Origin of the sequence: Polaribacter sp., assembly GCF_024639685.1 — a bacterium.
Lineage (GTDB): Bacteria > Bacteroidota > Bacteroidia > Flavobacteriales > Flavobacteriaceae > Polaribacter.
Window position 1 is genome coordinate 115,681 of the sequence record NZ_JAHEHX010000020.1, and the last position, 19,014, is coordinate 134,694.

Here is a 19,014-nt window from a genome sequence, read left to right on the forward strand (position 1 = left end):
CTTTAGTTTTTGGGTTTTTATTTTATAAATTTTAAAACCGCTATCTAAAACTATATGTTTTTAAACTATCGTTATTGGCAAGTACAAGCAGCAAATTCTTATTTTTCATTTTAATAACTGCAGTTTCTTTTATTTGATTATGAAAAGGGTTTATACCATATTTCGAAACTGATTCTACCTCTTTTAAAGAAGACATAAAATAGCCCTTAAGGGCCGTATAACCCCCATGATACGTATTTACTTTTAAAGAATTACCCGAAATTAAGAGTTGCTCTTTATCATTAAAATTTACCTTAGTAAAAGAAGTTATAGGGGCCATTTGCAATTTTTCCTCAAAAGGTACAAAAGAATTAAAAGTGCCATTTTTATTTTCTAAATAACCCGAAGATAAAATATCTATTTGGCTTCTTTTGGCTTTGGCAATAATAGAATCATTAAAAATTTTATGAAAAGGAGTTAATGCAAAATTGGCATGATTCACAAATTTTTTACTCATTACATTCATTTGAGAAGCCAACTCATCTTTTGTGTTTAGTGGATAATATTCTTCACCAACTTTATAGGTGATGATACTTTCTTTTTTGCCATTTTTATCAAAATCTCCATAATAGAAATAGATTGGGTTGTCTATATATTTTGTAAATCTATTATTCTCTCCCCAATTTCCTAACACAATGTCTTGATCTCCATCTGCATCTACATCAAAAGTTTGTATACTTTGCCACAAACCATTTAAGTTTTCTGGCAGCTCTTGCAGTTGAAACTTTCCATTAGTATTGATGTAAATTTTTGGAGAATCCCATTCTGAGGAAATTAGCAAGTCTTTTTGATCATCATTATTTACATCTGCCCAAACTGCATCTGTAACCCTACCATTAAAATTAAATTTTAAGTGAATGGTATAATTACCTTTACCATCATTATTTAATACTGCAGAATTTACAGTGGCTCCAAAACTACCAGGGTTTGATAAATTACCTATAAAGATATCTTCGTCTCCATCCTTATTATGATCATAAGCAATTATGGTTGATGTATTTAATGGGTTGATTAATGTTTTATTTTCTGATCTTTTAAATATTCCATTCGTATTTACATACAAACGATCTATCTCATCATTCTGATTCCTTTTTTCATGAATTCCAGAAGCTACATATAAATCTAAATCGCCATCATTATCAATATCTACAAAAGTGGCATCATTATCTTCAAAAGCTTTGTCTTTCTCGAATTCTGTTTGTGGTGCTTTTTTAAATGATGTACCAGAATTCATATAAATAGTGGCTACATTACCAGAAGCTGCTCCTATAAATATATCATCAAAGCCATTATTGTCTAGGTCTGCAATAGTTAATGCAGGCCCTAATGTAGATACTTTGTAAGGCAGTAATTTTTCAGCAAAAAAATCGTTATAAGAATCTTCTTCGTGAACAAAATTAATTACGTTTTCTTGCTTAAAAACTTTCTCTTCTTTGAATGTTTTATCACCAGCAAAAAATGCATTAGTAGCAATGTAATTTATTGTTGTGAGTTCATTTGCTTTTGGATTATCTATCTTCTGAATTTCTAAATTTGGCCAAATCACTACAACTGAATCAATTTTAGCAATGGTATCTAGCCCAAAATGAACTTTAGCTTCTGTAGAAGATAAAAATCCTCTAGATTTAAAAACCTGTTTCGTTTGTTTTTTACCATTTGCATATAATACAACCTTAGCTCCAATAGCCTCTTTGTTATTATCTTTATAAACCAATTGAAAGTCAGCCGATTTTGTAGTCTTAGGGCTACTATTTCTAAAAACACCTGCAGTCTCATTTACATTATTGGTTACCAAATCTAAATCGCCATCTAAATCTAAATCTACATATACTGCACCATTAGATAAAGAAGCCTTATTTGCTAGCCAATTACCAGTTTTTTCTTTAAATCTTGCAGAGTTACCTTTAAAAATTTGGTTAGGCACACGTCCACTAGGCATTTCGTTTATTGATTTATACAACCATTCTAATCCGTCTTTCTGACCATATTTTTTAAACGTACTAGAAACATACTTTTTAAAATCTAAACTATTAGGTCTTCTTAAAATTCCGTTTGAAATGAATAAATCTTGATATCCATCATTATTAAAATCTGCAAAAAGTGGAGACCAACTCCAATCTGTGTCTGCAACCCCATTATACAAAGCAGTTTCGTTAAAATAATTTCCTTTTTGATTGATTTGAAGCATGTTTCTAGAATACTGATCTCTATAGCCCAAATTCTTTAAATTGGCTTGCATATTTAGCATAGCATCATCTCCTTCAGTTTCCTTTAAAACCTTTTCATCATTAGGCAACATGTCTAAAGTAATAATATCTTGGTATCCATTACCTGTAATGTCTGCAGCATCACTTCCCATAGAAAAACGACTTATGGTAGAAAATTTAGACGCTAATTCTTCTGAAAAAGTGCCGTTTTTATTGTTGATGTAGTAATAGTCATCTTCATGAAAATCGTTACAAACATAAATATCATCCCAACCATCATTATTAAAATCGGCAATAGAAGCACTTAAACCATAGCCATTTAATCCTCCAAAAATATGTGCAGATTCACTAACATCTGTAAAATTACCATTGTTGTTTTGCAATAAAACATCGCCAACTAAAGGCATTCTTTTATTCCTTTTAGAAGCTTTACCATGAGACAAATTGGTGTGCTCTGCATGATTTACGATGTATACGTCTAAATCTCCATCTTTATCGTAATCAAAAAAGTAAGATTGTGTAGCGTAACCTTTAAAATCTAAACCATATTCTGCTGCTTTTTCTGTAAAGGTATTATCTCCATTATTGATGTATAATTCATTATGACCCTTAAAGTCTAATAATTCAGAAACTGCACAAACATAAATGTCTAAAAAACCATCGTTGTTAATATCAACCATAGTAACTCCAGTATTCCAATCAGCATTACTTTTTATATTTGATTTTTTAGTGATATCATCAAATTTAAAATCGCCTTTATTTAAATACAATTTATTTTCATTCTGATTAGAAACAAAAAATAAATCTGGCAAGCCATCATTATTAATATCACCAGTTGCTACACCACCACCATTATAAAAGTAGATGTAATTTATAATGCTGTGATTCGCATCTTCTGAAAGTTGATTTTTAAAATCTATGCCTGTTTCTGAAGCTGAAACTTTGGTTAATAGGTAATCTTTACTCGATGTAATCCGTTTACAACTTACCAGTATAAAGATTAAAATTAATAAGTGTATTTGTGTTGTTGCTTTTCTCATTAATTGTAAAATATAGGTGTGCTAACAAATATATTAAATTAACGTTTAAGAGTTACCAAAAAAAATCAACTTAACCAATACTATACAGCATCGATTAAGTTGACAAAAATTTAGGGGACTTTATTATGCTAAACCTACGAATATTTAGGCTTAAACTTTGCGTTTCTTATTAAGTAATAAAATGTTACTACTTATACTTTTTTTGATCTACTTTTTACTTAAATATGCTTTGAACTTAGCACTGTAAGTTCTGCCAATTGGTACATGATGTTTTCCAATGATGACTAGATTATCGTAAATAAGCTCTATTTTTCTAGTATTAACGATATAAGATTTATGAACTCTCATAAAGGTACTAGACGGTAATTTTTTATCAGTATCTTTTAAACTAGATGAGGAAACTATTGGTTCTTTTTTAGTCACAATATATACACCTCCCTCTGAACTTTTTATGATTAAAATATCATCGTGACTAATATTAATCATTCTTCTGTTACAATTAAAGAATGTATGAGTACTACTCTCTTCTTTAGCTTCTAAAAGCTCAGTGTTAGATAAAACAGAGGAAATTAGTATTCTTTTTTCCTTTGTTTCTCTTATAGACTCTTTAATCGAATACTCGTGTAGAGGTTTTTTAATGAAATAAACCACTCTTTTATTGTTAATTACATTTACAGCGTAATCTTGATTAGCTGTAACAACAACATCTGCTTTCATTTGCTTTCTGTCCATTTCGTTTAGAAAATCTAAACCTGAGAAATCAGGCATCTGAATGTCTAAAAAAACGAGATCAACATCGTTGGTTTCTAAATAGCTTAAAGCTTTTCTAGGACAAAGGAACTTTCCTATTACATTTACTTCCTCTAAATTATTAAGAACGGCTTCAAAAATTCCGTGCACAAATAATTCGTCATCTACTAATACAATATTCATTGGGGTTAATTTACGGTTACAAAATTAGTGGTTATTCATGTTACACCTCATACAGGTCAAATAAAATGTACTTTAAATTAATTGAACGACAGAAAACAATCATTGAACGAAATTAAATGTAGCTACTTTTAAATATTTAATAAAACAAAGTAATCAAAAACTATACCTTAAAAAAAACATTTTGAATAAGATACTAATTATTGGAAAGTAATTAAAGTGAATTGAAAGATAGGATTTAAAGTTTTAAGAATAATGATTACAAGCGTAATTACAACTTTTTTAAATATTAAATACCAAAGTTTAAAAGCAACTATTCTTGAAAGAAATTTTAAAAATCAAAAAAAGGAGAATGCTAAAAAAAAGAAGCACCTCTCTTAAAAAGCATATATTGTAGATTTAGAGGATAAATATTTAAGTTATATTTATAATTAAATTATGCTTTAAAATCGGGTGCTATAGTAACTACACTGTATCAAGAATCTAGCTCTAACCCCTTAAAACTAGACTCAGTAGTCACTATACAAAATAAAGCATTACTTTGTTTTTAGAAAATAAATACTAAATAAACAGCATTTAAACCACCATGAACAACATAAATAAGTGAGTGAATGAAAAAAGAGGTTTTTTACAAAAAAGACAGGATCAGACAAGCAAAATAAACTATTTTCTTCCAAAGTCAGCTGGAATTTCACCCCAAGATTTAGTTTGCCATTTTAATATTGGATTTTTTATGGTATTTTTTTGTAACCAATCTTCAGCCCTTTTTATAAGTGTAAGCAATTCTTTGGTGGAATTGTCAAAATGCAAATTTGTTTTACATTTTTTTTGACGAACCCAACTCATCGCTATTTTTGAATCAGAATAAATAGGAATATCCTCTTTTTCTTTACTTTTTAATAAAGCAAGACCATGAACAAGGGCAAGAAACTCTCCTATATTATTTGTTCCTCTCGGAAATGGCCCCATTTTAAAAAGCTCTCTTTTATTATGTGTTAACACTCCTCTGTATTCCATTTTTCCTGGATTACCTGCGCAGGCTGCATCAACTGAAATACTTTCTAAATTTGGAGTCCCATATTTATTTAAGTCTTCTGCAAGTATGTTTTTTAGCAATTTCTTTTTACCCCTATAATCTTCGTAGTTGTTTTTAAAAGCCAATTCAGCCTGTGTTAGAGTCAAAAAAGATTTGTACTCGGCTTTTTCAAAGCCGTCAATTTGCCTTTTGCAAACATCCCATGAGGTATATATACCAGGTTTTCTTCCTTTCCAAACTACATAAAATTTTTTCTTACTCATTAACAGTAATAATTACTTCTTCAATTATTCTTGGAAAATACCTTTGTTCTAATAAGTTAATTTTCTGAGCAATTGTCTCAGGCGTATCGCTTTCTTCTAATTCTGTTTTTGCTTGATAAACGATAGCGCCTTCATCATAATGTTCATTAACAAAATGGATGGTAATACCTGTTTCTTTTTCTTTATTTTCAAATACTGCCCTATGTACATGCATACCATACATGCCTTTACCACCGTAATTAGGTAATAATGCAGGGTGTATATTTAAGATCTTCTTAGGGAAAGCTTGTGTCATTTCTAAAGGCACTTTCCACAAAAATCCAGCAAGCACAATTAGATCAGCAGTTTCTTTAATAAAATTTAAAATTTTATTTGTCTCAAAAAAATCATCTTTAGTAAAATATAAACAAGGGATGTTTAACCGCTTACACCTCTCAAAAACTTTGGCATTTTTTCTATTACATAATACATGTACAACCTTAGCTGTCCTAGATTCATTAAAATATTTTATAATGTTTTCTGCGTTAGAACCTGAACCAGAAGCAAAAACAACAATACGTTTCATAATTATGAATTTAACTACAAAAAAAAGAATAATTATTAACAAATCAAGAATTTATTAAATGTGATTGAACAAATTTATTTATTTTTAGCAATCATTTTTAAGGCAAAAGTTAGTTAGAATTAATAAGATTTGTATTTTTGCACAGATTTAAATTTTAAAAAAACAAAAAATTATGTCAGACATTGCATCAAGAGTAAAAGCTATTATCGTTGATAAATTAGGAGTAGACGATAATGAAGTAACAACAGAAGCTAGCTTCACAAACGATTTAGGAGCAGATTCTTTAGATACTGTTGAGTTAATTATGGAATTCGAAAAAGAATTCGATATTCAAATTCCAGACGATCAAGCAGAAAATATCGGTACTGTAGGTCAAGCAGTTAGCTATATAGAAGAAGCAAAAAAGTAATATTTATATGCAATTAAAACGAGTAGTAGTTACTGGACTTGGTGCTTTAACACCAATTGGTAATAATATAGAAGAATATTGGAATGCTTTAATTAACGGAGTTAGTGGAGCAGCACCTGTAACGTATTATGATGCTGCCAAGTTCAAAACTCGTTTTGCATGTGAATTAAAAAATTTTACAGCAACTGACTATTTAGATAGAAAAGAAGCACGTAAAATGGATCGGTTTACGCAGTATGCAATGGTAGCTTCAGATGAAGCTATTGCAGATTCTAAATTAGATCTAGAAAAGATTAATAAATTACGCGTTGGAGTAATTTGGGGAGCAGGAATTGGTGGTTTAGAGACGTTTCAAAACGAAGTTCTAGAATTTGCTAAAGGAGATGGTACTCCTAGGTTTAACCCTTTCTTTATTCCAAAAATGATAGCAGACATTGCCCCTGGAAACATATCTATGAAAAATGGATTTATGGGTCCAAACTACACAACAGTTTCTGCATGTGCATCTTCTGCAAACGCAATGATAGATGCTTTAAATTACATTAGACTTGGTTATTGTGACGTTATTGTAACGGGTGGTTCAGAAGCTGGAGTTACTATCGCAGGTATGGGTGGTTTTAATGCCATGCATGCTTTATCTACAAGAAACGAAAGTCCTGAAACGGCATCAAGACCTTTTGATGCTGAGAGAGATGGTTTTGTTTTAGGTGAAGGAGCTGGTGCTATTGTTCTAGAAGAATACGAACATGCAAAAGCTAGAGGTGCTAAAATTTATGCAGAAGTTATTGGTGGAGGTATGTCTTCGGATGCTTACCATATGACAACTCCACATCCTGAAGGAATAGGAGTAATTGCAGTAATGAAAAACTGTTTAGAAAATTCTGGAATTAAGCCAGAAGATGTAGACCATATTAATACTCATGGTACTTCTACTCCATTAGGAGATGTTGCTGAATTAAAAGCAATATCTGAAGTATTTGGAGACCATGCTAAAAATATAAATATCAATTCTACAAAGTCAATGACAGGGCATTTATTAGGAGCTGCTGGAGCAATAGAAGCAATTGCCTCTATACTCGCAATGCAGAATAGTATTGTACCTCCTACTATTAACCATGTTACCCCTGATGAAAATATTAATCCAGAATTAAATCTTACGCTAAATAAGCCCCAAAAAAGAGAGGTAAATATAGCAATGAGTAATACTTTCGGGTTTGGAGGTCATAATGCGTGCGTTGCCTTTAAGAAATTAAAGGAATAAACTCATGAACTTTATTCGAAAAATAGTAAAACCTAAATCTATAGAGGATAAAACGTTTTACTTCGAATTAAAAAACTTACTTAATTTTTCTCCAAAACAAATTAGTAAATACAAAAAAGCATTTACACATAGGTCTGTTCATATGACAGACAGCCAGGGAAATCCTTTAAACTACGAGCGATTGGAGTTTTTAGGAGACTCTATATTAGGTTCAGTTATAGCCTCTTATTTATATAAAAAAGTTCCTTCAGGATCTGAAGGGTACTTAACACAAATGAGATCTAAAATTGTAAGCAGAGAACACCTGAACGAATTGGGTAAGGATTTAGAATTAATCCGTTTTGTTAAAAGTAATATCGATAAAAATACTGTTGGAGATAATATTCATGGAAATATTTTTGAAGCACTTGTAGGTGCTATTTACCTTGACAAAGGGTATAATTTTGCTCAAAAATTTATTTATGAAAATGTTATTCTGCCTTACATAGATATCGAAAAGCTAGAAGGCAAAATTACAAGTTATAAAGGATTAATAATTGAGTGGTGTCAAAAACAAAAGAAAAAGTATAAGTTTGAGACTTATGAAGATTCTGGTAATGAAACTATAAAACACTTTAGTGTTAAAGTAAGTATTGATGGGGAGCAAATTGCAAAAGGTAGAGCAACCTCAAAAAAAAAGGCAGAAGAACAAGCTGCAAAAAGAGTTTACTTCGCTTTTCAGAACGAAATTTCTGCAATTTAGATACGATAACGTTTTCGTGAAAATCCAAAAAAAACTCATAAACAATCACTAAATTAGCACTCTATTAAGTGGAATTAATCCTAATTTTTATTCATGCAAATTCATTCATTAAGTCTTGATGTTTTTGACGAAGATTATTCATTAATTGGAATACACACTACATTAGAAGATTATAAATTAGCTTACTTACTTAATAAAAAATTAGGGATTAAATTATGTAAATGTAAAGATGATTTAAAGTTCGAAGAAATTTCAAACAAAGCATCTTTTTCAATATTTGACTATTTAGATAAAGAATACGATTATGAATGGTTTTTAATTGCTAATAGTGCAAAAATAGAAACACAAACAAAATCTAATGAACTTTTATTAACCTCTGAATTAAAAACATATTTAATTTCAGAAAAGAAAAAAGTAGATTTCTTTATAAAAATTTCAGGAACTTTTAATGATAATTTTACAGACGAAATAATAGCTAAAATAAAAGAAATTAATACTATTATAACATCATATTCCATAGATAAAAACTCACTAAAATCGAAAGATTTTTTAACATTTTAAAATATGCCAAATAACAATAAAACAAAAATAGTAGCTACTTTAGGACCTGCAACAGATACTAAAGAAATACTAACAGATTTAGCTAAAAACGGAGTAAATGTTTTTAGGATTAATTTTTCTCATGCAGATTACGAAGACGTTAAAAGAAAAGTAAAAATAATTAGAGAAATTAATGAAGAAAATGGATATAATATTGCAATTCTAGGAGATTTACAAGGTCCTAAACTTAGAGTTGGAGTTATGGAAGAGGGCGTAGAATTACAAGACGGAGATACGTTTACTTTTACTACAGAGAAATGTATAGGTAACAAAGAAAAAGCATTTATGACGTACCAACGTTTTCCTAAAGATGTAAAAGTTGGAGAGCAAATCTTAGTAGATGATGGTAAGTTATTGTTCGAGGTTGTTTCTACCAATAAAGAAAATGAGGTTATTGTTAAAGTTATTGTAGGCGGACCGTTAAAGTCTAAAAAAGGAGTAAACTTACCAAACACAGCCATTTCTTTACCAGCACTTACAGAGAAAGATATGGAAGATGCTGTTTTTGCTATTGAGCAGGAAGTAGATTGGATAGCTTTATCATTTGTAAGAACACCAGAAGATTTAAGAATGTTACGCGATTTAATTGCACAACACTCAGAATATAGAATTCCAGTAATTGCAAAAATAGAAAAACCCGAGGCTGTAAAAAATCTTGATGCTCTTATTCCTTATTGTGATGGTTTAATGGTAGCTCGTGGAGACTTAGGAGTAGAAATTCCGATGCAGGAAGTACCATTAATTCAGAAAAAACTGGTAAGGCGCGCAAAACGTGCAAGAATTCCAGTAATTATTGCTACTCAGATGATGGAGACAATGATAGAAAATTCTGTACCAACAAGAGCTGAAGTTAACGATGTTGCCAACTCTATTATGGATGGAGCAGATGCAGTAATGCTTTCTGGAGAAACATCAGTTGGGAAACACCCTATTCGTGTAATTCAAAAAATGTCTGAAATTATCAAGAGTGTAGAAAACTCAAGAATGATTAAAGTACCTCATGAAGCACCTCATATAAGAACCAATAGATTTGTAACAAAATCTATTTGTTATCATGCCGCATTAATGGCAAATGATACAGACGCCGCTGCAATTTGTACACTAACCAATAGTGGATACACTGCTTTTCAAATTTCTGCATGGAGACCAAGAACTCACGTTTTAACTTTTTCTACAGATAAAAGAATTTTAGGTAAATTAAACTTACTTTGGGGGGTGAGAGCCTATTATTATGACAAAAACTTTTCTACAGACGATACCGTAGAAGATGTAAATAAAATTGCAAAAGAAAAAGGTTTTGTAAAATCTGGAGACCTTATTATTAATTTAGCATCAATGCCTGCTGAAGCAAAAGGTATGGTTAATACGTTAAGAGTCTCTGAAGTAGACTAAACTAAAAGTTTCTTAAAAACTATGAAATACACAACATTGCCAAATACCAATGTAAAAGTATCTAAAATATGTTTAGGTACCATGACTTGGGGTAATCAAAATACTGAAGCAGAAGGACATTCTCAAATGGATTTTGCCTTAGAAAATGGTGTTAACTTTTTTGATGTTGCAGAATTATATCCTGTTCCTGCCAATGAAAAAACTTACGGAGATACCGAAAGAATTATTGGAACTTGGTTTAAAAAAACAGGAAATAGAGAAAAAATAGTGTTAGCAAGTAAAATTGCAGGCGGAGGTGATTATACAGCGCATATTAGAAACGGAGGTTTAAGCAAAGCAAATGTTATAGATTCTGTAGATAAAAGTTTACAACGTTTACAAACCGATTATATGGATTTGTACCAACTGCATTGGCCAAATAGAGGTGTAAATTGCTTTGGTGTTAGAGATTTTCCAATAGAAGCTGCAAAAAATGAAGCTGAAAATTTCCAAGAGATTTTAGAGGCGCTTCAAAGTTTTGTAAAACAAGGAAAGATTAAACATATTGGCTTATCTAACGAAACACCTTGGGGAACAATGAAATATTTGGACGCCGCTGAGAAAAATAACTTACCAAGACCAGTAACAGTACAAAATTCATATTCTTTGATTCATAGAGGATATGAAGTAGGCATGAGTGAAGTTTCTTTAAGAGAAAACATTGGTTTATTAGCGTACTCTCCTTTAGCACAAGGGGTTTTATCTGGTAAATATTTAAATGGAAAACTTCCAGAAGGAGCTAGAGGGACCTTATTCCCAAGATTTATTGCTAGATATAAAAATGAAGCAAGTGAAAGGGCTGTAAAAAAATATTCAGAAATAGCTAAAAGGAATAATCTAACCTTAACAGAATTATCTTTAGCGTTTGTAAATCAATTACCTTTTGTTACTAGTAATATCATTGGAGCAACAAAGTTAGATCAGTTAAAAGAGAATATAAATTCGATTCATGTTTCTCTTTCTGATGAGACAATACAAGAGATTAACGCTGTACATGCAGCAATACCAAATCCAGCTCCATAATTCATTTTTAAATAAAAATTTAAAAAGCTTAGTAAATATTTACTAAGCTTTTTTTGTGACCTTATTATTCTTAAGTTGATATTCAACTTTACTCTCTTTACATATTGCCAATCCTTCTTCATTAAATTGTAATGTGTGGCCATACTCACTAACCCATCCAATCTGTTTAGAAGGGTTTCCTACGACTAAGGCAAAAGGTAACACCTCTTTAGTAACTACTGCTCCTGCTCCAACAAAAGCATACTCTCCAATAGTATTTCCGCATATAATGGTAGCATTAGCCCCTATGCTTGCCCCTTTTTTCACAGTAGTCTTTAGATACTTATTTTTTCTATTAATAGTACTTCTTGGATTTATTATATTAGTAAAAACCATAGAAGGGCCCAAAAACACATCGTCTTCACAGACAACACCTGTGTAAATAGAAACATTATTTTGAACTTTTACATTACTGCCTAAAATTACATTTGGAGATACTACAATATTTTGACCTAAGTTACAATTTTCTCCAATTTCACAACCAGACATTATATGGCTAAAGTGCCATACTTTTGTTCCCTTTCCTATGATACAGTTGTCGTCTATAACTGCAGTTTGGTGTGCAAAGTAATCCATAATAATAAATTTTCTAAATATATGTAAATGTACTAAATATAAAAACCCAACTACTTAGTTGGGTTTATTTTTTAAAATAGCAACACTATTTTAATCTACTAAAAAGGAAATAGGAAGTGTATATCTAACATTTACAAATTTAGAACCTTGTTGTCCAGGAGTAAACCGGGGTAATTTCTGAATTAATTCTTCAGTTTCTTGCTTTAATCTAATATGTGGTGCTCTAATTTTAATGTCTACAACTTGACCTGTATTATCTATAATAAACTGAGTTTGAATTCGATATTTACCAGATCTTAAACCTATTTCATTGGCTAATTGCATATTAAAATTACGTTGTACAAATTTTATCATTTTTTGATCAAAACACTTTTTATTATTTTCTTTAGATAAGCCTTCACAGCCTTTAAAAATGGGAGCATTTTCTATTGATATAAAAGGAACTGTGTCATCATAATCTTCATCAACTGGCTCAGGAACAATTTCAATTTTATTAATATCAAAATCTACTTGTTGTTTTGGTTCAGTTATAATTACTGTTTCTACTTTATCATCATCTACTTTTTCAATGTCTTCATCTAAGATTAATTGATTTTGCTTTACAGGATCAGTCTCTGGCTTTACTGGTTTCTCTTTGGTAAATATAACCTCTGTATTGGGTTCTATATAAATACTCTTGGAGACTTCAGGTTCATAAATGGCCAGTGATTGTTGTTTTGTTTCGTGCTCTAGAATAATGTAGACCACAAACAGTACTAATACAAGTCCTAACTGAGTAAAAATGGTTGAGAACTTTTCTAATTGTTTGGTTGGTAGTTTTTTCACGTTTTTCATAATTAGAAAGTTTAAATATTAAGTCTATCTTAAACCAAACTTTATGCCAAAAAAAAACATCCTATAAATAGCATGTTATTTGTAATTGTAATTTTCGGCTACTTTTTCTAATTCATCATACCAATCTTGCCCAAACTTTCTAATTAAAGCTTGTTTCACAAACTTGTAAACAGGAACTTGTAATTCTTTTCCTAAAGAGCAAGCATCATCGCAGATCTCCCATTTATGGTAATTAACAGCGGAAAACTCGCTGTAATCTTTAACTCTAACTGGGTATAAATGACAAGAAATAGGCTTTTTCCAGCTAATTTCTCCTTGGTTATAAGCTTCTTCGATTGCACAAAGCGCAGTGTTTTTTTCGTCAAAAATAACATAAGCACAATCTGCTCCATTAATTAAAGGTGTTTCTAGCTCTCTCCAATCACTGGTAACCCAAGTTCCTTCTTTTTCGATTACCTCTATTCCTTCTTTTCGAAGAAATGGTTTTACCTTAGGGTAAATTTTTTCTAAAATTTTAGTTTCTTCTTTTTCTAATGGTGCTCCAGCTTCACCATCAATACAACAAGCCCCTTTACACGCAGAAATATTACAGACAAATTCCTTTTCTATAATATCTTCAGATACAATTGTTTTTCCTAATTGAAACATAATGACAAAAATAAGTATATTTTTTTCTGTTTTTTTATAAATTGGTAAAGTTAGTTGTCTAATTTTGCACAAAATCTAAATGATTTATGATGAATTTTAATATTAAAGAAATCTTTACAGCCTTTATGGTTCTCTTTGCGGTAATCGATATCATTGGAAACATTCCAATTATCATCGATTTACGGAAAAAATCTGGACACATTCAATCAGAAAAAGCCTCTATTATTGCAGGATGTATAATGGTTATTTTTCTGTTTTTAGGTCAAAGTTTATTAAGTTTAATTGGTATAGATGTAAACTCTTTTGCAGTAGCAGGTTCGTTTATTTTATTCTTTATTGCACTAGAAATGATTTTAGGGATTACGTTATACAAAGATGATGGTGATTCTGGAATTATAACAGCTACTATTTTCCCATTGGCCTTTCCATTAATTGCTGGACCTGGTAGCTTAACAACATTACTTTCTTTACGTGCAGAATTTGAAATACAAAATATTATAGTTGCCGTATTCTTTAATGTTGTTGTTATTTATATTGTGTTAAAAACCTCATCGAAAATAGAACGTTTAATAGGACCTTCTGGAATACAAATTATTAGAAAAGTATTTGGGGTAGTTCTTTTAGCTATTTCTGTTAAATTATTTGCACAAAATATAAAAGCTTTATTTATTTAAAATGAAATTTGATTGTTTAATTATAGGTGGTGGAGTTGCTGGAATGCAGACTGCGTTGTTATTGGGATCGGCTCAAAAAAAAGCATTTGTAAAAGACAAAAAAATTGGAGTTATCACTCATCAGCGATCTTCGCATTTAGAAAACGCTTTATTTAATAATGTATTAGGAATACCTTCTGGCACTTTAGGTAAAAGCATTCTATCAGAAAGTATAGAGCACCTAAATACATCTTATGTTCACATACAGCAAATACCAAAAGAAAAAGTAATTGCAATTAGTGAGTCAAATAATGGTTATTTAGTAAAAACAAACAAATCAGAATACCTTGCAAAATTTGTAGTATTAGCTTTAAATTATGCAAAGCCCTTTACAATAAAAGGGCTCGAAGATTACTTAATTCCTCATCAAAAAGCAAACCCTAATAAAGATCGCATACAACTTAGAAACAACGATCATTTTATAAAAGAAGGGCTCTATTGTTGTGGTACTATTGCAGGTCACAGAAGTCAATTTGCAATTGCTGCTGGAAGTGGAGCTGCTGTAGCAACAGATATTTTAACACTCTGGAACCAAGGAATGCATGCACAAGTTCATGATAAAGTATAAAGAATTTCATCAATCCCTTTATATTTATATTTTCTTTCTTATAATGTAAAAAAATATCTTGATACTTCCTTTTTTTTAATAACTAAACAAGAAGTTATTCGGTTTCAAAATTTAAGATGTTAAATATTTATCGATTTTTTTTAAATATAACTCCTAAAATAGATCTTCTTCAGTAAAATTTAATTTGAAAACCCAATGTTTTTTTGATTAATGACACAAGTTATTAACAATTTTAATTATTTTTGACAGAAATGAATAATTTAACTAATTAAATACTTTAATTTCAAAAATTTAGCTATGATTAATCCCCTGTTGAAGTCATTAAAGGATTTCATCTTTTTATTTATATTTCTATCATTAAACTTAATATCAAGTTCAACCACAACACAAACAATTTTCAACTTAAACGAAAATAAAGCTTTTGTTGAAATCAGTAAATTAAAAATTGAAAATAATAAAACTTTAAGAGATAGTAAACGAGCGAGAGTTATTCAAATCAATCCTGTTTTACGAAACCCTAAAAAAATTAAAAAAGGTGACTTTATAATTCTAGATTTATTTGACAGCAAATCTTATAAAGTGAAAGTAGAGAAAGTATATAGTAATATTAATAGCACATTACTAATTAAAGGAAAAGTAGAAAATTTTGAATATGCCTACTTTAGAATATCCACATCAAATGGTGAAAGTTTAATTAACATTGATGTTCCTGAATTAAATGAGCTCTATACTTCAAAAATTGATTTAAAAAGTAACTCCTATTATTTTATTGAACTCGATAGATCAAAATTATACAAAAAAGAAGCTAGTGATTTTAGTTATTTCAGAGGAAATATCTTCACTAAAAAAAAGATAGACTGTCTTGGTAATCTTGTTTATACATCGATTGATGAAAATGAAACTATTATTTACGACACTTTGCCAAATGGAAGAATAAGGCCAAGAGATTTACCAGGTTTAATTAAACACATTCCAGTTACAAAAAATGATGCTTTCTATAGGTCAAATTATGCTATATATAATAATACAAGTATTAATGTCGGAGATATGGGATCTTCGCGTTTATTCGAAGAGACTTTAAGTGAGTTTAATTCAAAACCAATGTATAATTCACCAAAACCTCCTTCAATATAAAAAAAACCTAAAACTGGAAAAGAAATTTTAATAATTGACGATAAGAAAAGGACTACTTTAATAGGTGATAAAACTAGAGTTTATAAAGGAGGCTCCTGGAAAGACAGGGTTTATTGGTTAGATCCTGCTCAAAGAAGATATCTTCCAGAATATATGTCCACTAGTTTTATTGGCTTTAGGTGTGTAACTGATAAACTTGGATCAAAATCTAATTAAAAAATGTATATTTCAAAATCTAAAAATTTTTCAATTATGAATAGATTATTACTTTTTACTTTTGTTTTGTTTTCATTTCATTCCATAAAATCTCAAACAGTTGTTTTAGATACTAATGGTAAAACTATTAAATATACTGGTACTACAATTTCTAATAATCGCTTTATTCAAGCAAATTTAAGAGGTTCTGTAGAGTTTTTTTGTGTCGTTGACGATTCTACAAAAGATTACATAACAGATTATTCTAGAGGAGTACAAGCGGCAATTGATTTTTTTACACCTGAAGGAGAGACAAGCCCTGTTCCTTTTGATAATATTGTTACAACTCTAATTACTGATATGAGTAATCTTTTTGATAGCAGAAGTAATTTTAATAGTGAAATTGGTTCATGGGATGTAAGTAAAACAACCAGTATGGCAGATATGTTTAAAAATGCTATAAATTTTAATCAAGATTTAAATTTATGGGATGTGAGTGCTGTAATTGATATGACTAAAATGTTTTACAATGCAATAAACTTTAATCAAAATATTAACTCTTGGAATGTTAGCAATGTTACTAATATGAATCTTATGTTTGCAGGTACTTCAGCTTTTGATCAGCCTCTTAATGCTTGGAATGTTAGTAATGTGTCAAACATGTTTGGGATGTTTAACCGTTCGATTTTTAATCAAAATATTGGAAGTTGGAATGTTGGTAATGTAACTGATATGAGTTACATGTTTTATGGAGCTACATCTTTTAATCAATTCATTGATAATTGGGATGTTAGTAATGTAACTAATATGGGTTATATGTTCTACCAGGCAGAATCTTTTAATCAGCCCATTGGTAGTTGGAATGTGAGCTTAGTAATTAACATGTATTTTATGTTTTATGGAGCGACGTCTTTTAATCAGCCTATTGGTAATTGGGATGTTAGTAATGTAACTGATATGAGTTACATGTTTTATGGAGCTACATCTTTTAATCAATTCATTGATAATTGGGATGTTAGTAATGTAACTAATATGGGTTATATGTTCTACCAGGCAGAATCTTTTAATCAGCCCATTGGTAGTTGGAATGTGAGCTTAGTAATTAACATGTATTTTATGTTTTATGGTACTAATTATTCATCATCTAATTATGATAATCTATTACAAGGCTGGTCTCAATTAACGTTGCAGTCTGGTGTGGTTTTTGATATTCCTAACACCAACTATTGTACTAGTACTGTAGCTAGACAGTTAATTATTGATAATTTTGGTTGGATAATATCTGACGAAGGATATGAATCCTGTTTTACACCTATTACTGATACAAATTTTAAAGAAGCTATAAACACTTGTTTAAGTACAAATCCAATAGATGGAATGTGTAGTGATAGTGAATATGGAGTAATGCCCAATTGGGATGTAAGTCAAATAACCGATATGAGTAACGCTTTTCAAGACAGAGATAATTTCAATGTAGATATTAGTTCTTGGGATGTTCGTAATGTCAACTCAATGCGCCAAACATTTAAGGGTGCAAATTCTTTTAATAAAGATATTTCAAATTGGAATACATCATCTGTCAATGATTTTTATGGAATGTTTTCTTCAGCAAGTTCTTTTAATCAGGATATTGGTTCTTGGGTTGTATCATCCGCTACCAATATGTCAGAATTATTTCGTCTAGCAATTAGTTTTAACCAAGACTTAAACAGCTGGGATGTATCCAATGTAACTACTTTTTCAGGCACATTTGCACAGTCATCGGTATTTAATGGAAATATTTCATCTTGGAATGTGTCTAATTGTTCGAATTTCGGAGGTATGTTCTATGATAATCCTGCTTTTGCGGGTGATATTTCTTCTTGGAATGTTAGTACTGCTCAAGACATGAGTAGTATGTTTCATGGTGCAGTTAATTTTAATTCTGACATTTCTTCTTGGAATGTTTCAAGTGTTACAACTATGTCTAGAATGTTTCAAGGTGCTACAATATTTAATAAATCCCTTAATAATTGGAATGTGTCAAATGTTTCAAATATGCATAGAATATTCATGCATGCTAGATCATTTAACCAAAATTTAAATAACTGGGATATATCTAATGCTACAGATGTTTATGGATTATTTGACGGAGCACATGCTTTTAACGGTAACGTTGATACTTGGATATTTGGGAGTGTTGATATAGGCGGCATGTTTTATGATACACCCGCTTTTAATCAAGACATAAGTAATTGGGATGTGTCAGAAGTAATTGGGATGGATGGTTTATTTAATGGTTCATCATTTAACCAAGATATATCAGGATGGTGTGTCACAAATATTGTTTCAGAACCATCTAATTTTAGTACAAATTCTCCATTAACTGAAAGTAATAAACCAGTTTGGGGAACTTGTCCAGTAAATGTAGTGGATACAACACTACCAGTAATCACAATCACTGGCGACGCAACTGTTACCATCGAAGTAGGCTCAATCTATACCGATCCAGGAGCTACCGCAATTGATAATTATGATGGTGATATAACCTCTAGTATTGTGACTGTAAATACTGTAGATACTTCAATTGTTGGAACCTATACAGTTACTTATGATGTTAGTGATGCTAACAATAATGATGCCGTTCAAGTTATTAGAACTGTAAATGTAGTGGATACAACACTACCAGTAATCACAATCACTGGCGACGCAACTGTTACCATCGAAGTAGGCTCAATCTATACCGATCCAGGAGCTACCGCAATTGATAATTATGATGGTG

At 30.5% G+C, this 19,014-nt stretch carries 17 protein-coding genes; 10 read left to right on the forward strand and 7 right to left on the reverse strand.

Annotated features, from left to right (window positions below; all coding sequences use genetic code 11):
* Window positions 1-40 precede the first annotated feature (40 nt).
* The 4 genes from Q0L44_RS09370 to Q0L44_RS09385 all read right to left on the reverse strand — a co-directional run bounded on the left by Q0L44_RS09370 (window position 41) and on the right by Q0L44_RS09385 (window position 6,080).
* Window positions 41-3,286 (reverse strand): VCBS repeat-containing protein, encoded by a 3,246-nt coding sequence (locus Q0L44_RS09370; RefSeq protein WP_296637818.1) that lies wholly within the window; start codon window positions 3,284-3,286, stop codon window positions 41-43.
* A gap of 207 nt (window positions 3,287-3,493) precedes the next feature.
* Window positions 3,494-4,219: a LytTR family DNA-binding domain-containing protein gene (locus Q0L44_RS09375; RefSeq protein WP_296637821.1), complete on the reverse strand. Its 726-nt coding sequence runs from the start codon at window positions 4,217-4,219 to the stop codon at window positions 3,494-3,496.
* 660 nt (window positions 4,220-4,879) lie between these two features.
* Window positions 4,880-5,515 (reverse strand): ribonuclease H family protein, encoded by a 636-nt coding sequence (locus Q0L44_RS09380; RefSeq protein WP_296637823.1) that lies wholly within the window; start codon window positions 5,513-5,515, stop codon window positions 4,880-4,882.
* A complete protein-coding gene (locus tag Q0L44_RS09385) occupies window positions 5,508-6,080 on the reverse strand; it encodes a phosphoribosylglycinamide formyltransferase (RefSeq protein ID WP_296637824.1) in 573 nt (190 codons plus the stop codon). The genes Q0L44_RS09380 and Q0L44_RS09385 overlap by 8 nt, the downstream gene beginning before the upstream one ends.
* 172 nt (window positions 6,081-6,252) lie before the next feature.
* Between Q0L44_RS09385 and Q0L44_RS09390 the strand changes: the two genes are divergently transcribed.
* The 6 genes from Q0L44_RS09390 (at window position 6,253) to Q0L44_RS09415 (ending at window position 11,546) form a co-directional block, all read left to right on the forward strand.
* Window positions 6,253-6,489: an acyl carrier protein gene (locus tag Q0L44_RS09390; protein WP_004569249.1), complete on the forward strand. Its 237-nt coding sequence runs from the start codon at window positions 6,253-6,255 to the stop codon at window positions 6,487-6,489.
* A gap of 7 nt (window positions 6,490-6,496) precedes the next feature.
* Window positions 6,497-7,750, forward strand: coding sequence for a beta-ketoacyl-ACP synthase II (gene fabF, locus Q0L44_RS09395; protein WP_296637832.1), 1,254 nt, complete (start codon window positions 6,497-6,499; stop codon window positions 7,748-7,750).
* A 4-nt stretch (window positions 7,751-7,754) separates the two neighbouring features.
* Complete coding sequence (gene rnc, locus Q0L44_RS09400) at window positions 7,755-8,492, forward strand: ribonuclease III (protein ID WP_296637833.1); 738 nt, start codon at window positions 7,755-7,757, stop codon at window positions 8,490-8,492.
* Window positions 8,493-8,585: 93 nt separating this feature from the next.
* Entirely contained in the window at window positions 8,586-9,053 is a 468-nt protein-coding gene (locus tag Q0L44_RS09405; protein ID WP_296637834.1) for an IPExxxVDY family protein, read from the forward strand.
* Between the two features lie 3 nt (window positions 9,054-9,056).
* A complete protein-coding gene (gene pyk, locus Q0L44_RS09410) occupies window positions 9,057-10,484 on the forward strand; it encodes a pyruvate kinase (RefSeq protein WP_296637835.1) in 1,428 nt (475 codons plus the stop codon).
* 21 nt (window positions 10,485-10,505) lie between these two features.
* Window positions 10,506-11,546 (forward strand): aldo/keto reductase, encoded by a 1,041-nt coding sequence (locus Q0L44_RS09415; RefSeq protein ID WP_296637836.1) that lies wholly within the window; start codon window positions 10,506-10,508, stop codon window positions 11,544-11,546.
* 42 nt (window positions 11,547-11,588) lie between these two features.
* Here Q0L44_RS09415 and Q0L44_RS09420 read toward each other — a convergent pair whose 3' ends face one another.
* The 3 genes from Q0L44_RS09420 to Q0L44_RS09430 all read right to left on the reverse strand — a co-directional run bounded on the left by Q0L44_RS09420 (window position 11,589) and on the right by Q0L44_RS09430 (window position 13,643).
* Window positions 11,589-12,161, reverse strand: coding sequence for an acyltransferase (locus Q0L44_RS09420; protein ID WP_296637838.1), 573 nt, complete (start codon window positions 12,159-12,161; stop codon window positions 11,589-11,591).
* A 90-nt stretch (window positions 12,162-12,251) separates the two neighbouring features.
* Entirely contained in the window at window positions 12,252-12,995 is a 744-nt protein-coding gene (locus Q0L44_RS09425; protein WP_296637840.1) for an energy transducer TonB, read from the reverse strand.
* Window positions 12,996-13,070: 75 nt separating this feature from the next.
* A complete protein-coding gene (locus Q0L44_RS09430) occupies window positions 13,071-13,643 on the reverse strand; it encodes a DUF3109 family protein (protein ID WP_296637842.1) in 573 nt (190 codons plus the stop codon).
* 89 nt (window positions 13,644-13,732) lie between these two features.
* Here Q0L44_RS09430 and Q0L44_RS09435 point away from each other — a divergent pair, with 89 nt between their 5' ends.
* From Q0L44_RS09435 to Q0L44_RS09450, 4 genes are all read left to right on the forward strand, one after another.
* The gene (locus Q0L44_RS09435) at window positions 13,733-14,317 is read left to right on the forward strand and encodes a MarC family protein (RefSeq protein ID WP_296637845.1); all 585 of its coding nucleotides are present in this window, start codon (window positions 13,733-13,735) and stop codon (window positions 14,315-14,317) included.
* 1 nt (window position 14,318) lies between these two features.
* On the forward strand, window positions 14,319-14,924 hold the full coding sequence (locus tag Q0L44_RS09440; RefSeq protein ID WP_296637847.1) for an FAD-dependent oxidoreductase: 606 nt from the start codon (window positions 14,319-14,321) through the stop codon (window positions 14,922-14,924).
* A gap of 297 nt (window positions 14,925-15,221) precedes the next feature.
* Entirely contained in the window at window positions 15,222-16,058 is an 837-nt protein-coding gene (locus Q0L44_RS09445) for a hypothetical protein (protein WP_296637849.1), read from the forward strand.
* Window positions 16,059-16,310: 252 nt separating this feature from the next.
* Window positions 16,311-19,014 (forward strand): BspA family leucine-rich repeat surface protein (locus Q0L44_RS09450; RefSeq protein ID WP_296637850.1); only part of this gene is annotated, 2,704 nt, incomplete at its 3' end.

Coding starts and splice junctions, on each gene's coding strand:
- Q0L44_RS09370 (WP_296637818.1), bottom strand. CDS start 3,286: ATGAGAAAAGCAACAACACAAATACACTTATTAATTTTAATCTTTATA.
- Q0L44_RS09375 (WP_296637821.1), bottom strand. CDS start 4,219: ATGAATATTGTATTAGTAGATGACGAATTATTTGTGCACGGAATTTTT.
- Q0L44_RS09380 (WP_296637823.1), bottom strand. CDS start 5,515: ATGAGTAAGAAAAAATTTTATGTAGTTTGGAAAGGAAGAAAACCTGGT.
- Q0L44_RS09385 (WP_296637824.1), bottom strand. CDS start 6,080: ATGAAACGTATTGTTGTTTTTGCTTCTGGTTCAGGTTCTAACGCAGAA.
- Q0L44_RS09390 (WP_004569249.1), top strand. CDS start 6,253: ATGTCAGACATTGCATCAAGAGTAAAAGCTATTATCGTTGATAAATTA.
- fabF (WP_296637832.1), top strand. CDS start 6,497: ATGCAATTAAAACGAGTAGTAGTTACTGGACTTGGTGCTTTAACACCA.
- rnc (WP_296637833.1), top strand. CDS start 7,755: ATGAACTTTATTCGAAAAATAGTAAAACCTAAATCTATAGAGGATAAA.
- Q0L44_RS09405 (WP_296637834.1), top strand. CDS start 8,586: ATGCAAATTCATTCATTAAGTCTTGATGTTTTTGACGAAGATTATTCA.
- pyk (WP_296637835.1), top strand. CDS start 9,057: ATGCCAAATAACAATAAAACAAAAATAGTAGCTACTTTAGGACCTGCA.
- Q0L44_RS09415 (WP_296637836.1), top strand. CDS start 10,506: ATGAAATACACAACATTGCCAAATACCAATGTAAAAGTATCTAAAATA.
- Q0L44_RS09420 (WP_296637838.1), bottom strand. CDS start 12,161: ATGGATTACTTTGCACACCAAACTGCAGTTATAGACGACAACTGTATC.
- Q0L44_RS09425 (WP_296637840.1), bottom strand. CDS start 12,995: ATGAAAAACGTGAAAAAACTACCAACCAAACAATTAGAAAAGTTCTCA.
- Q0L44_RS09430 (WP_296637842.1), bottom strand. CDS start 13,643: ATGTTTCAATTAGGAAAAACAATTGTATCTGAAGATATTATAGAAAAG.
- Q0L44_RS09435 (WP_296637845.1), top strand. CDS start 13,733: ATGAATTTTAATATTAAAGAAATCTTTACAGCCTTTATGGTTCTCTTT.
- Q0L44_RS09440 (WP_296637847.1), top strand. CDS start 14,319: ATGAAATTTGATTGTTTAATTATAGGTGGTGGAGTTGCTGGAATGCAG.
- Q0L44_RS09445 (WP_296637849.1), top strand. CDS start 15,222: ATGATTAATCCCCTGTTGAAGTCATTAAAGGATTTCATCTTTTTATTT.